Source organism: Lacipirellulaceae bacterium (assembly GCA_040218535.1).
Taxonomy (GTDB): Bacteria; Planctomycetota; Planctomycetia; order Pirellulales; family Lacipirellulaceae; genus Adhaeretor.
In genome coordinates, this window is the sequence record JAVJRG010000002.1 from 1 (window position 1) to 14,055 (window position 14,055).

Below are 14,055 nucleotides of genomic sequence, written 5' to 3' on the forward strand. Positions count from 1 at the left end.
TTGTATCGCTCTTGAGAAGTTTTACATGCAAAGGATGCGGCAACGCGTTTTATCCGATGCCTAAAGATTGATGACTCAGGTTCGTCGCGTCCTATTTTGACCATGGTCGATCGATCAATCGAGCTTGACCTGAAATTGATATTCCCCGGAAGGAACTGCAAGAACCACGTTGCCGCTCTTTGATAGTAAGTCGACCTCTGCGGTCTCTTCCTCTAGTGGCTGCTTGTTGAGTGTCACTCCGCTCACGTTTGCTGTTGGCAGGTAGACTTCAGCAGTAGTGCTCACAGGTACGGCAATCTTGAGACTGAAATGGTCTGCGTCGACCTCCCAATGCGAGCTGATCCGGCCGTGGATGCTGTCGTAATCGGTTTTGGCCCATGTGAGCTTACCCCCCAATTGCGGAGCGATGGCGAAGCGTTTGTAGCCCGGCTCCAAGCGGTGTATTCCCCCGATGTTCTCAGCCATCCATTGGTAAACGGCTCCGAAGGAATAGTGGGCAAACGAGTTCATGCCTGGGTCTTGAAAACCTTTTTCTGGCGTCCAGCCATCCCAGCGTTCCCAGATGCTGGTCGCTCCGTGCTTGATTGAGAAACCCCAAGAAGGAAATGTTTCGTTGTGCAGTAGCCGATAGGCTATGTCGTTACGTCCAATCTTGGAGAGCACCAACATGAGATCCTTCGTCCCGACGAAACCGGTCGAGAGGTGATAGCCACGCTTGGCGATCTCGGCGACCAGATGTTCAGCCGCCTGCTCGCGTTGACTTTCGTCGAGCAGATCATTAGCCAATGCCAACACGTAACAACATTGGGTGTCCCCAGTGATGCGTCCATCATCGGAGACATACTTTTCATTGAACGCAGTCTTGATCTCTTCGTACAGCGCGCGATATTCTGCCGCCTCCTCACGATATCCGAGAACCTCAGCAGCTTCTGCCACGACCCGTACGCTGTGTGCATAGTACGCCATGTAGATGACTTCTTTGGGCGTATCCGCGTTGATGCTGAGCCAATCGCCGTAGCAGTGGAAGTCTTGCGGAGGCAGGACGCCGTCTTGGCTTCGCTGACGACAGAATTCGATAAACTTTTTCATTGACGGATAATGTCGCTCTAGCAGACGACGGTCGCCGTAGACTTCGTAGATGGTCCACGGGCAAATTACACCGGCGTCAGCCCAGGCGGGACCGCCATCTTCGCCACCGACTTTCTGAGGAGCGACTCTGGGAAACTGACCATCAGCTCGCTGGGCGTCGGTTAAGTCGACTAGCCACTTGTCGAAGAAGGCTTGGACATCCGTGTTCAAAGCAGCCGTTGCGACATAGACTTGCGCGTCACCGGTCCAACCCAGCCGCTCGTCACGTTGGGGACAGTCGGTTGGGATATCGATAAAGTTCGCATATTGCGTCCACAGTATGTTCTTGTGAAGGCGATTTAGCATCGGATCGGAACATTCGAACCGACCAGCAAGGGGCGTGTCGCTACTGAGCGCTATGCCAGTGATCGTTTCCTTATCGGGTGGTGAAGTTAAGCCGGTCACCTCGACGTACTGAAATCCGTGAAACGTAAAGCGTGGTTGCCAGACTTCGATTCCTTCGCCGTTACAGACATAGGTGTCAATCGTACGTGCACCGCGTAGGTTCGTGGTGTAGAGGGTTCCGTCGGGATTCAAACGCTCAGCAAAACGCAACCGAATCTGCTGCCCCTGTTCACCACTTACTTTGAGCTGGACGACACCGGCAAAGTTCTGCCCAAGATCGAAGACATAGGTATCCGGTCGCGGTTGCGTGATCGAGACGGGAGAGAATTCAGAGACTTTGCCAACCGGCGGGCCGGGCGCTGCTTCGACGCTTGGGCGAAACTCCGTTCCCACGTCAACAGGCTTCCAAGCGGATTGGTCAATCCCAGGTTCAGCCCAATCGGGAAGTGCCAGGCGCGCATCGTAGCGCTCGCCCATCAGAAAGTCTGCCTCACGAGTCGGCCCCGCCGTCGCTTTCCAATCTGCCCCGGTGCCAAACGTTTCTGTGGTTCCATCCATGTAAGTGATGTCGAGCTGCATCTTGAGTCGAGGCTTTTTGCCGTAGTGGTCGCGATTCCGGCCCCAGCCGATATAACCACTGAACCAACCGTCGGCTAAGGTGCCGCCCAGAGCATTTTTGCCCTGATTGATCTGTTGCGTCACGTCATAAGTACGGTAGTAGACTCGCTTGGAGTAGTCAGTCCAGCCGGGAGTAAAGTACTCCTCGGAAACGCGCTTCCCATTGAGATAGGCATCGGCATTGCCGAGTGCCGTGACGTAGAGGTTGGCTGACTGAACCGTTTTCGCGACATCAAACTCCGTGCGCAATAGCGGTACGGGCGGTAGGAAAAGACCCTGCAGCTTGGCAGTTCCCCACGGCTTGATGCCATAGGGACCAATTGTTTGGGCAGGCTTCACCTTGGACTCATCCAAGGGTTCGGCAGGCCAGTGCTGCCCGGGGTTTCCACAACTAAACCATGATTGGTCGGATCGGATTTTGATCTCTTTGCCTGAGGCCAATTTGATGGTCAATCGAACCAAGAGACCGGTCGGGCCAGGTGAATCGTTCTTGATGTTGAAGCGAAGTTCGTTGGTGCCAGGCTTGAGCACATCGGCGACGGAAACCGGCTTAACGCGTTGCCAACCCGGCTCGCCATGAACCACCATTTTCTCATTGACGGCCATCCAAAGCTGATCGTCAGCAACAGCCAAAACTTCGGCCTGCTCGACCCTTGCTTCCTCGGGCAGTTCGAACCGGGCGACATAGAGCCGATGGCCTGCGGGAGCATCTTTCGCGGGATCGTCTGCGTGACAGATCCACTGACAATCTTCGAAATCGGCATCCTGCGATTCGACGACTCGCTCGGCATCGTAACCAATCCATTCTGCTTCCCAATCTTCCGGCTCAAGTAGACCCATTGACCAAAGTGCCGGCTTGCTCCAAGCAGTGGAACGCTCTTGGGCATCCCAAGCCATGACTTTCCAGTGGCACGATTGACCCGACTTGAGCGGCTTACCAGCGTAGACAACCGCAGTGTTATTGTCGCTGGTGACCTTACCACTATCCCAGAGGTCAGCTTGCCCGGCAGCTAGGCGTGAGGTACTGCTTGCAACGAGAATACGGTAGGCAGTTTGTCGCTGTCCACGCTCTTCGGACTGCAGAAGCCACCCTAGTCGCGGAGCCGTCTCGTCGATGCCTAGGGGATCGGTTCGGGACTCACAGCGCAGCCTTTCAAGACGGACCTTTGACTCGCCAGCTAGGCAGCCGTCACTCTGGAAGAGACACAAGAGTGCGAACGCCAAGAGAGCGGTTGCACGTTTGATGAGGAATAGGCTTTCGCTCATGAATAAACTTTCGTCTGCTTTCTTGATAACTAAATGACTTCGAAGCCTTCTCGCTGCGAACGGTTGAGCCAACGCGTTGCTTCATCATCTTTGATGATCTGTTGTGAGATCGGATCCCACGTGATCGTTTTGCCAAGGCGCATGGCGATATTCGCCAAATGACAGAGGTTGAGCGACCTCAGATGACTGGCTGCATCGGATTGCGATTCGGTTCGCTCTCGACAGCTCCAATAGAAGTTCGCGAGATGATTCATCGGCTCTCGACCTTTGCGCAGTTCAGCAGTCATCTCGTCAGGAATCGGAGACTCGGCGAGCTGCTCGATTGGCCGACCGGTGAGCTTGCCTCGATTGACAAAGTACCGGCCATCTTCACATTCGAAGAGCACACCATTGTCAAAGCCAGCTTTACGTGCGTTGTCTACGATCAGAATCTCAGTTCCGGTAGCCAGGCGACACCGGATTCTGAAACTCGCCGCCGTGTTGTAACTATGGTTTACGCTCGGCAGGCCATTCTCAAAAGCGACCGGATGTGTAACGGAGATCACCTCGATGCTGACGGGTTCCTTCATCTGCGGCTCCAGAGCCCACTGGGCGATGTCCACATGATGCGCTCCCCAGTCAGTCATCTTTCCACCAGAATACTCATACCACCAACGAAAGTTGCCATGACATCGCTGGGGAATGTAGTCCGTCGACGGGGCTTGGCCGAGCCAACGATTCCAGTCAAGTTCCGCAGGCGGCTCGGTCGCTGAAAACGGCCCGCCAGTCGGTCCGCCACCGATCGCGACGGTGATTTGTTTCACCTTGCCGAGTCTGCCTGAGCGAGCAAGCGCTACGGCCGTCTGGAAGTTCGAATCGCTACGCTGTTGCGTACCGACTTGTAGGATCTGCTCCGTTTCGCCAAGCACCTGATCGATCAGTTGCCCTTCAGCGACGGTTAGAGTCAGTGGCTTCTCGCAATAGACGTCCTTCTTGCTTCGCAAAGCATCGACGGTGATCTTCGTATGCCAATGATCAGGGGTGCATACGAAGAACGCATCAATATCCTTGCGGCCAAGTAACTCTTCATGGTCACTGCAAACGAAAGCCTGCCCTTGGGCGAATTCCTGGTTATAGGACTCCGCCCTTGCACGGTCGACTTCGCAGATGGCACGGATACGAAACCAAGGTTTGAACTGATTCGCAGCATGAAACCGTGCTATGCCACCCGCTCCAATTACCGCTACTGCAAACTGATCGCTAGGAGCAACTTCGGCGTCCCCCCTCGCAGACGTCGCGTTGCCAAGTAAGGCAGTGGCAGCTATCGACTGCTTGACGAATGATCTACGATCCATACCCAAGTCGCAACGCTTAGCTTGGTTCACTACTGAGTTCCTCCCCGGTTCGTAGCCACTTTCGGAGGGACGGCATTGCGGACTAAGGCAAATCGCCATGAGTCGGAAGTCGAGCGAAAACGCACGATGCCGGACTCGTCAGCCGGGGCGACAGTGTCTCCTAAGTTGCCGTGTTCATCCATTTGCCGAACTGCCAAGTCATCATTCAGCGACCATCCCGTGATTTCGACGATGTTCAATTCGCACGCACGGTCGGGAGTCAGAAAGAGGTTCCAGCGATCGTCGTCCGTGCGAAATGTTGTCAGCCGCCCTCGGCACCTCACGTACTCCACTGTCTGTTCACCATTGGATTCAACCGTCAAGTAATTCGGTGCTTTGATAACGGTTCGTAAATTGTCGTTCTCAACGATACGCGTTTGCGAGAACTGAGGACCCTCAACGAAGTACCCTCGAGGACCTAGCATTACTTTCTTTCCATCGACTTCCAACGGCTGAGGTGCATCTGCAAAATTGACCACGACCGTAGTGCCGTTACTGAATTTCGTTTTTTGCACGGAACAGTCAGCTGTGAGAAACTCATGGCTGACCAATTGCTCGAACGCCACAACCTTATGCAGTTGGCACGTATCGTGATAGGTTTGCAACAACCGGTGTTGGTCTTCGGGCAGCTTGTAACCCTTGCCACTCGTCCAGAACAAGGGAATGGTTCCGTAGAGAATGTTGAACAGATCCTTACGGTCGGAGAGCTCCGGAGCTGCTTCATAGAGCATTCCGGCGGTATCGCCCCAATACCAAGTCGTAATGGCGCAATCGTGATAGACCAATTCCCAAAGGGGAACGCGATGCGCGAAGCCAATCCCGAATTTGAGATACTTGTCCGTAAGTTGATCGCGGCTTGGTCGGTCGAGGTAACCGGCGGGCCACGAAGACCACCAAAAGGGGCCGCTCATCGTGCCCTCGAAGTACTCGACTTGGTCAACAATCCAATCGTTGCCATGCTCAGTTCCCAGCACGAGGCCGTACTGGTTCATCGTTTGGTATAACTCTCTTCGGTTGGCGAGATCTTGCCGACGATCAAACATATGTTCGGGGTGAAAGTCTTCCAGCAAGTCGGCAGCAGCGGCAACGTCAACGAAACGTGCGTTGTAAGGGACCTCCTCTAGTTGAGCGGGTGTGTATGCCTGCTCGGCGGCTTTCCAGCACGCTGAGGAACGCCAGTACATTTGCTTTCCCCGGCGTAGTTTCCATCCCAACTTCGGCTTGCCGCCCGGACGCGAAATCACTGATGTTTGTTTGATATTATCACGTTGAAAGTTCGTCTCTCCCTCAAGAATATCCGTGTAACTATCGTAGCGGCCGGTTAAGTAGCCCAAATTGTTGAGCCAAGCAACCGTTTTTGCATCCTTGCAATTGCTAACGATTCCGCGGTCGATCCCCAAGGGACTCAATGCACGGATGAACGACTCGGCATCGTCACCGCCCCAGATGGACGGCGCACCTCGCAACAGCGAAACCTTCGGCTTGTACTTCGCCTTGTCCGCCAGGGTTCGAAATCGGCCTTGGCGTTTCAAGTCTTCGCGATACTTGCGAGCGAACTCAACGTATCCGCCTCCGCTGGTAAACTTCAACGATACCGAACGGCGATACCCGAAACTGTCGAGTGCCGGCAGCCAACGTACTTCTGGCCAATGGCGGCCGTCCTCATGCTGCACGAAAGCAACTTCCGCATCGGTTGGGGTATCTACCACCACCATCATTCCGTCGCGAAGTTGCTCATCGAAGAGTCCTACCCATGGCATATCAAGGCAGTGAGTGTTGCCATAGACCCGCAACGGCCAGTCGGCATAGGTCGGGTCTTTTTGATCCAGAAGCACACCGCAAGAACGATCGCAGAAGACGAATTTGCCTGCAGACATATCCGTCGAGAAACGTGGAGGATAATTGGCAGCAGCAATAGGAGACTGCGACGTGGCAGCGTCCAGAGAGAACTTCACGGTGGAATCACTGGCCAGCTCAATGTGGGCAGTAAGAGGTTGTTTAGCAAAACGATCGAACATGGTCACTTGGAGAATGTTAGGGTCGGTCTGTTCAACACGCTTCAACACAAGCCACTTGGAGACAGGCTCACTTCGCCATGTTCGATTCGTCACTTTGTCCGTAATTTTGTAGACGTGTTCCTTCGCATCCAAATCTAGGAACAGGCTTTCGTTGTTGATCGTGATCTGGTTGAGAAGCTCCGACTTCGGTTCTGGTGGCGAGCTAGTGATTGGAGCAAGCTTCATGGCAGAGAGAGAAACTCTATGCTTTTGCTTTCCCAGAGAGAACCGGACGGCCCGCACTCGTCCGCTCGCAGCCAGTGGCAAGCGGTAGGTGTGCGACTTTCCATCGGGACGGAAAAGGACGCGTCGGAACTTCCTCCAGGATACCTCCTGCTCATTCACCCAGTAGACGATATACTCACCAAGATCACCGCGGACATTGGTTTGCATACTGAATTCCAGGGCAACAGGTCCAGCCATGGGGGTCTTTGAGAAATCAAAGTCGATCAAGGAGTCCTGACCCTGACCCGTGGTCGCTACTTCCAACCCATTTTCGGTCGTAGTCAAAGTGCAGTTGATTCCACGCACCGCAACCATTGAGTCGTCAAGAATTTTGAGGGTTTGCTCCTCAGCATTCGCAGTGCCTGCAACTAAAAGCATGCACCAACACAGACAGCTTCCGAGTCGGCTCGCTCGGAAGTTCGTTTCTGAAGGACTTGAATAGCGGGAGATCATGAATGTAAAGCCGCAAGGGCGGGTGGGTATTTTGATTGAGGTTTATCGGTTGAGAAAGACTTCATTGGCAATTATCCACAGCTCAGTTTACTCGTACTTTGGTAGCCGTGTTTCTTGCCGTCTCATCTGAAGGGGTGCCTTCTTTATTTCGCCACCCCAATTGCTCGATCCGCTCCAACTCAGCATGGATGTCAGTCCCCTCGTAAAAAGAAAACCAGCCAAGAAGTCTTTTCGTTTCACCCGGAGCACAGTCGGGAAACTGCGGATCCGCGTGCAGGCAAGGACAGTCGGCATTCCCCCAGGCGCGTTGGATGGGGGACCAGGCAGTGATAATCCAACGATCCCCATTTTCATTACGGCATGCTGAGTAAGGACCTAAAAAAAGCTTGTTTTCATTCGTCTGCTCAGCAAATCCTTTGGCGAACTTTAGCAGAGCACAGTTCTGCACACGCAAGTCCGTGAGCGTTTCGCTGGTGCCGTTGCTCAGCCACATTTCCATGCGGATGGAATCCTTGAGAGGGACCAGCTTCGTGCCGAAGGTGATCTTGTTGGGCAGTTCCCTCTCGCATTGCAATGATCCATCGTTCGCTGTTTGCCATTCAAGTTTGGGAAGCGAGGTGTTTTGTTCTTCCCAGAGGGTTGGAATATGCGTGTGCGCTAAATAGGTGAGTCCAAGATTCGACCAGAGGGCTTCTGGAACATCGAGAACGACGTAGCTCGAAGGGTCCCAAGGAGTGAAGACACTGGCTTTCGTTTCGCGCTGGGGATCGATGGCGCCTTCCAAGAAACCGATTCGCGGATGAGGACCTCCTGGGTACGGCAGTACCTGCAAAGTCTGTGCTGCGCGAGTCGGTTTGGTGGCTGGCGAAATATTGAAGCGGTCGAGCGCGGACTGAATCTTGGGGGCCGATAGGCCAGTCGCCAGTTGGATCTGCTCATGGGAGAATCCGTGGTACCAGACCATGTTCTGCAACCAGCGTTTCAGCTCTTGGTCGGTCTTGGGCCTGCGAGCATTGCGACTGGTCGTCGTGGGCGACGAAAAGCTTGCCGCGTGGACGTTACTCTTCTCCGTGTCTGCGGGTGTATTCTCCTCGCACTGGAAAGTTAGCATCACGTCGTTGCGGAATCCAATGTCGGCAGTACCCTGGCCGACGTCCATTGCCAAGACGGCGGTTCGCTTGCCGACGCTGTCGGTGCGTAGTCGTATCACGCAGTATTGCAGCGGGTCGCCGTGCAATCGTGCTGGCAAAGGTAGTAATTTCGGCAGTTCGGCTTCTAGCCATTGATCACGGCTGCGAGACGATTTACCCTCGGACTTCTCTGAAAACAGTTGCTCGCTGTGCACTTTTAATGGCGCTGTCACGCCCGCGAGGTTGGCGACTTTCACCAGATAGGTGTTCCACTCCCCCTGCTTGAGAACGAGCTTTGCCTTGCCAGCAGCAACCTTTACGCGAGATTCAGGATTGATCGAGACTTCCAGCAGGCAATAAGGTTCCAACACTCTTTGAACCGGGCAAGCATCGCAGACTATCTCAGCCTCGATTTCCGTAGAGAGGGCAAAATCGACCTTGGCAAGTGCAGCGACCAAGTCTTGAAATTCACCAGAGCGCAGCGTCACCGAAGCATCCAGTGAGTGGCAGCCTGCCTCGGTACAGACCGTCTCGGCTTTTGCTGTTGCCGAGCTGCCAACAAGAACGACTGCCGCGATTGCCAGGTGGCAAAGCAGCCCTAAAGCATGACGATTGTCTCTAGACTCCGAGAATCTCACGGGACTACTACTCCTCACACTCTGCCAGGATAGTCTTGTAAACCTGTCGGGCATGCTCGTAGGCTTGACGGGCATCATGCTGTTCGTCCTCATCGTAGGTTGGCTTCTTTTCTTTCCAGCATTGGTCGACACCTCTGAGGCACCACTCCGCACTGGCCTTGGAAGCGCGAATAGGCTTGTCGTCGACGATCACGAAGAAAGGATTGGTGTGAGCGTGCGGGAAGATTCGCATCGCTAACCAGCTGCTGCGATCAACCTCGGCGCTGAGTTCGACTTCTTGCAAAGAGCCATCGGCTGGAATCTCCATCGTCGCTACTGGGTAGCCGTTGGCAATCAGCTCGACGCTTGCCTTGGAGTTCGTGTCGGCTAGGCGAATCGCGCACTTCGCGCGGCATTGGATCTGGGTCTTGCCTTGGGCACTGATTTCACTGCCATCATGGCCGATTTTGCGATAGCGTTCCTCACCCGAACGGCGAGCTTCGAAGTCGAGGAGGTGACCGTAGCCATCGCTCACGTAACTCCGCCCATCTTGAATTCCTTGTACCCAATCTTCAAAGTTCAGCTTGCCACCGACGTGCACATAAACGCGACCGATGCCAACGCGCTCGCCGCTCATGCAAGGAAAGTCAGTCTCGCCGCTGACTCGGGTTCGAAAGCCGCAATTCAGCGTGTGATACCACATGTTCCACTCATCCTTGCGTGGCGTGTCCATGGCGGAGATAAAATCAATCGCCGGTACCGGAACTCCGTCAGGTCCTTCGACTTGGTGGGTGACATCAACGATGTATTCGTTGGCGCCGATGCCATCGAAGGCAGGGATATTGAAGTGCGGAAGCCCCTTCGGGCCGTCTTTGTAGTGGCCGAGTCTGCCGATGTAGTTGGACAAGCCATTAGCGGAATGTGCCGGTCCGCAGATGGCACCTTGCTTCTTTGCCCATCGTAAAGTGTTTAAGCCCAGCGTCGGCCAGTGATGCTTGGAATCTCCACCAGGAGGAATCTGTTCTCTGAGCCTTAAAAGATCGAGATGGCCCGAGGCGTGTGAGCCGAAACCCGAAACCTCGATGTCATAGCGAATCAAATAGGGGTACTGCGAGGCTTGGTCGGTTTCGCCCGTGAAAAACTGCTTTTGATAATCGAAGCAGGGTCCCCAGGTGAGACAGCAGCCGACGTTGAGATCTTCACCCATCGTGTGGCGAACCATGTCTTCTGGGTGGACGCCCTTGGTTGGATTCTCATAGTGAAGACAACCAGCGGAATGAATGTGATGGTCCCCCGACCACCAGCCACTCTTTGTTGGGTCGATCCACCGGCGTACTTTGTAATGGAATGTGGTCGGCTGGTCGCCTACGACCAAGGTTTTCGTTTCGGGAATCGAATGCGGTCCGCGCTGACAAGTGATCTTATACTCCCCAGGAGGCAGAGAAATCGTCTCACCATCCTTGCGATAAATCTGCGGATGGAAGAAGAAGTCTGGGGCCAGTCGCTTGGTTTGTTCAGGATAGACTCGCCTTAAACGATCGCGAATGTCGAGCGAAGCCACCGCCGGTTCGCCCGGTTTGTCCTCAATATGAAGCTTAACCGGCACTGCTGCCAAAGACTCGAACTTCAGTGGAACACTATCCCAAGTTTCTCCTTGACGATGCGCGTAGCAGAGATCAATCCAATCAAAACGCATGAGGCCGGGCTTCATATTTGTATCGATACGAATACCTGACAGAACTCCTTGCACGGGAATCACTAATTCGTAAAGTTTGCTCGCGCCCGGTAGCAGTGGAAAGGTCACTACCCGTAGGCCATCCGCGGCAGGTTGTTCCTCGGTCCACCAATGAATCTGTCCCACGCCATCCTTCTCGGACTCCGCCCAGAACCGCAGCAACAATTCGCCCGTGGCTCCACCGACTTCCGCGCCGATGAAAGGGTCGAGTCCAGTGCTCTTCACATGCAGAGAACCGTCGCGAACTACGACCTCCGCTTGATTCATGGCATTCCAGCCATCGGCGTCGCGGTCGAATCGCCACTCGCGAATCTGTCGACCTCGCTTGCCGGGCTCAGCATCAATTGAAAACTCTAACACCGCATCTTTATCGCCTTGGTCTCGGCTGTAGATCTGGACGATTCGGTACTCTAGCTCGAGGCCGCTCAGGTTGGGCTGCAGTGGTCGACCATCGAACATCGCCAAGCCCATCCAGCGGGATTCGACATCCTCCTGCTTGGCGTGAGGCACGGTACGTGCGTTGGGGCTGTCTAGCCGTAAGCGCGATGTCAGATCGCTGCGGTTGCAGACTTTCACCAAGAAACTTCGCCAGCCGCGTTCAACGATTTCGTGCCGATTCTCTTGACGCGAAGCAGTAAGCTTGCCCTCGTCGATTTCCACTGCCGCAATGCAGAGCGGATCGAGCAGTTCTTGAACGATTTGAGCGACCTTCGCCTCGCTTGGTTCGTCACGTAGTTCGTCTAGTTTCTGTTTCGTTGCCTCTGGCAGCGGGTTGCCAATGAAGTCGAGCGCTTCGCTCAGCCTCTTGACCTGAACGAGCAGCGGCTGGGCATCAACACGTTTGATCGTAGGCCACTTGGTTTCAACTTCTGCAGCGGACTCTTTGACCTCCGTACTGACCGTCTGAAGTCGTATCGGCTTGTGCTCCGCGACCATCGACTCGAACTGTTCGATACCCGCCTCGACATAGTCAATCGCCTCTTGTCGCTGTGAGTCGTTAGCGAAATGGCCTTTCGCCTCGATATCGCGAATGTGCTTGCCCATCTCGCTGATCCAACGTTTCGCTTTCTTGGGGACGAAGCGTGGTTCACCGTCGACATTCACATAGATCGCGCTAGTATGAGCAGCGTCGACTTGCTCAATCGCGTTGTAGTTGTCTGTGGGAGAACAACGTGCCACGACCCAGCGGCTTTCATTTGCCGGAATCGTGAGTTCCAAGACGGCTCTACTTTGGGCCGTGTTGATCTCTTTGAGAACTTCGCCATTGGAAAGAATCTGAAAACTGCCAATGGGACGTCGGGAGATGACCTCTGCTCGGATCCTCAAAGTTTCATCAGCGGAGACTTCGAGCGTTTCACCGATTCCTGATTTATTGACCTCAAGAAACACCAAAGGGCCAGAGGTCGTGAAAGTTCGACACTGCCGGATGCCTTCGATCCACTTCTCGTACGTAAAGTCGCCATCAACTTTGACATAGGCTCTAGCGCTCCCCAAGACGCGCGCTGGATGGTCGCTCCCATTGGTCAGGGGCAAGTGAAAACCACAATCGAGGAAGTCGTAATAATCACGCGGCCTGATCTGGTCCAATGAATCCGTCAAACCATGTACCACATTCACGGGAACGTCCTTGTTACCTCCCAGGCCATGAGCTTCGCAGCTGATGCCCCCTTGTTCGCGACAGGCGAGGATGGCTGTTTTATTGATCGGGTAATCCAACGCATCTGGTCCCGCGATGACCGAGCCCGTGCCAATCGGTTGAACGAGCCAATCTAGATTCAGAAAGCACAGGTGGCCGTACAAGTCCTCGTTGCGGTACTCTTCCCCCATTTCTACGTGATAGAATTCGTCTGAATACTCTTCGACCGTTCCCATCGGAGCCTGAGCCGGATTAATAAAGGCTCGCGAAGGACCACGTTGAAGAAGCGTCAGATTGTTTGCGACTCGCAAATCCTCAGCCCGCTGGATCACTGAGAGAAGTTCCAGCGGCATATCGACGTTCCATTGATTGGTAACCCAATGGACATGGGTATCGCCCGAAACCCAACCTTGCTCGCGCATGTCGATCAACCGCTGGGAAGCCAACTCAAGCTCCCGCGTCTCACCCGAAACTAAAGTGAGTTCGCGCTTCACAATCTTGTGTTCGAAGCCTCGCTCTACGTAGATCGTTGTCTTGCCAGGGGGCACCTCGACTTCAAACGTGCCATCACTGTAGAAGAAGGGGAGTTGGTAGTACTTTCCCAAATTCCAGAACTGCAGCAGTTGCTTGGTCGAAAGTGTTTCGTTATTTGCATATTTCTTGCCGCGGCGGTAACCATGGTCGCTACCTAACACGTAGACGCGGGCTGGCGAAAGTTCGTTCTCGTTGGAATCGTAGATCCTTCCCTTTAGAACAGCCGGACGAACGGCTTTGATCGGTATTTTGATGATTCGCGTCTCTGGCTGCTCACTGTGAGTTGTCAACTCGATCGTGACGGAATCCTCTTCCAGTGACTGCGTAGAAACCTCTACCGGCAGGAAAACCGTTCTCCCGGCGTGTAGTGTGTATTTCGTTCGCGGGGCTTGGTCATTCCCTTCTTGCCAAGCACTGAGGTCGACATACTTTTCGCCCTCATTGGATACTTCCAGAAGTACATGGCGGCTCAATCCAACAGCGACTTCGAGGGGTTGGAGATCGCCAATCACCGCTTGGGTTGCGGTCCAGCGTATGGGACACGTGGCGAAATCATTACGTAGTTGTTGATAGAGATCTGCTCGAATTCGCTCGAGCTTCTCTAGAGTTGGCTTACCCGGCATATTGGTCACCAGGCGATGGTCTGCAAAAGCCAGTTGAAGAGCGTCTTCTTGTGAGGGGGTTGGCGAATGAAGTGCCAAATGCGTTAGCAGTTCAGACTCGAAGAAGGCAATCTGCCGATCCATGTTCGTAACTGTCTGGCGCTGTCCCATGTTCTCGATTGCTGGAACGACAGCCTGAATCTCCTGCTTGGCGGCCTGTGCAAGATACAAACCATCGTAATGTCCAGGATGTGCTGCAGTCGAACCGCTCCAACTTGCCAGGGTAAAGCCACACAGCACGAAGCAACGGTCGATGAATGTCAAACTTCTTTTCCG

At 54.1% G+C, this 14,055-nt stretch carries 5 protein-coding genes; all 5 read right to left on the reverse strand.

Features of this window, described 5'->3' with window-relative positions; genetic code table 11:
- Window positions 1–114 precede the first annotated feature (114 nt).
- A complete protein-coding gene (locus tag RIB44_00095; protein ID MEQ8614972.1) occupies window positions 115–3,357 on the reverse strand; it encodes a glycoside hydrolase family 78 protein in 3,243 nt (1,080 codons plus the stop codon).
- A gap of 29 nt (window positions 3,358–3,386) precedes the next feature.
- The gene (locus RIB44_00100; GenBank protein ID MEQ8614973.1) at window positions 3,387–4,721 is read right to left on the reverse strand and encodes a Gfo/Idh/MocA family oxidoreductase; all 1,335 of its coding nucleotides are present in this window, start codon (window positions 4,719–4,721) and stop codon (window positions 3,387–3,389) included.
- The gene (locus RIB44_00105; protein MEQ8614974.1) at window positions 4,721–7,390 is read right to left on the reverse strand and encodes a glycoside hydrolase; all 2,670 of its coding nucleotides are present in this window, start codon (window positions 7,388–7,390) and stop codon (window positions 4,721–4,723) included. The genes RIB44_00100 and RIB44_00105 overlap by 1 nt, the downstream gene beginning before the upstream one ends.
- 157 nt (window positions 7,391–7,547) lie before the next feature.
- Window positions 7,548–9,233, reverse strand: a complete 1,686-nt coding sequence (locus RIB44_00110; protein MEQ8614975.1) for a hypothetical protein — start codon at window positions 9,231–9,233, stop codon at window positions 7,548–7,550.
- Between the two features lie 7 nt (window positions 9,234–9,240).
- Entirely contained in the window at window positions 9,241–14,043 is a 4,803-nt protein-coding gene (locus tag RIB44_00115; protein MEQ8614976.1) for a CehA/McbA family metallohydrolase, read from the reverse strand.
- Between the last annotated feature and the right edge of the window lie 12 nt (window positions 14,044–14,055).